The sequence below is a fragment of the Saccharomonospora sp. CUA-673 genome, from assembly GCF_001942305.1.
Classification (GTDB): Bacteria; Actinomycetota; Actinomycetes; order Mycobacteriales; family Pseudonocardiaceae; genus Prauserella.
This window is the reverse complement of record NZ_MKKE01000082.1, coordinates 1-1,295: the sequence shown is the minus strand read 5'-3', so window position 1 is coordinate 1,295 and position 1,295 is coordinate 1. Positions and strand designations below refer to the sequence as shown.

The window sequence follows — 1,295 nt, the reverse complement described above, 5'->3', positions numbered from 1 at the left end:
CGCCGGCGTCGCTCACTCATCGTCGTCGAGTCCTCCTGCGCCCATCATCGGGCATCGGACTCTCACAACAACCGGACCACCACCCGGGGATCAGGTCAACTCGTCGAGTGCAGCCTTCGGCTCCTCGACGATCTCCCGCAACGAGCCTCGTGGACCTGCACCTGTCTCGACTAAGGCCTGAACGACCCGTGAAGGACGAACGCCCGCCACGAGTCCCCAACTCGACCCCCTCCGCACCTTCTGCGCAAGTGTCCGTAAAAGGATGCGCAGTGAGACGGGGGTGTCAGTGTTTGTCGGCGGCCTCGATTTCGAGGATGTGCTGGATCGCGTCGATTGTGTCGGCGAGGGTGCTCTCATTCGCCCCCGGAGCTGCCAGTAGTGGTTGGACAGCGGTGAGCCCCGCCTCGGTGATGAGCCGCTTCTCGTTGAGTGCCCACCGCCGCTGCTCAGCTAACCGGGCGTGTGCCTCGCACAGCACAGCTTGGCTGAGCATGCCGGCACAGCATGTCGTGTCGCCGATGGTGGCGTAGCCGCGTGCGAACATCAGCGCGACAGCTGCCTGCCCGCGCCAGACCGGTGCTGCCGTGGCAGCCAGCTGCGCGGGAAATGTCGTGGGCTGGTCCAGTTGACCGTGGATCGGCAGGCAACAGGCAAGCTCGCCGACGGGCAGGTACGTGGGAGCACCCACGAGACAACCAGCTTGCAGCAGTACGTCGAACTTGCCCTGCTCCGCGTTAGCGCGCCATGCCTCAACCACGTCCAAGTCACGGAACAGGACGTCCACCTGCGTGCCCCCGGCGGTTAACCAGCCGCCTCCGTGCACGATCGGCCCCCAGTCCCCCAGACCGGAAACCTGTCCGGGATAGCCTAAATTGCGAACGTCGTCGGGGTCGAGGACGCCACCACTGGAGCGATAGTAAACCCCGAGATCCCAGTCACTGTCCTCGCGCGCGGCCCCAGTCGCGCGCGAGCCGCCCAGCACCACAGCGACCACGCTCTCAAGATCAGCCAGATCATCAGCGACTTGCAGCACATTCCCTGGAAGGCCAAGTGACGCCACGCCCCACCCCGGGCCTTGATCTTCTGTTGGCATGTCGTGACCGTATCCAAAGAGTCGAACACGCTGGCACCTCGAGCCGAGCCGTTACGCGGACCGCGAAAGCACTTGGCAGGGTCTGGGCAGCAGTGCTGGGCTGGTGAACCGTACTGGGTCTTGTTCCGATCTATGTGATTCAGGAGGATCGGATTATGACCAGGAACAGAACGTCTTATACCCCGGAGTTCAAGGACCGGGC

Annotated in this window: 1 protein-coding gene; it reads right to left on the bottom strand. The window is 63.9% G+C overall.

From position 1 onward, the window contains the following. Positions 1 to 283 precede the first annotated feature (283 nt). Positions 284 to 1,093, bottom strand: coding sequence for a nucleotidyltransferase domain-containing protein (locus tag BJF85_RS24560; RefSeq protein ID WP_222844671.1), 810 nt, complete (start codon positions 1,091 to 1,093; stop codon positions 284 to 286). Positions 1,094 to 1,295 lie beyond the last annotated feature (202 nt).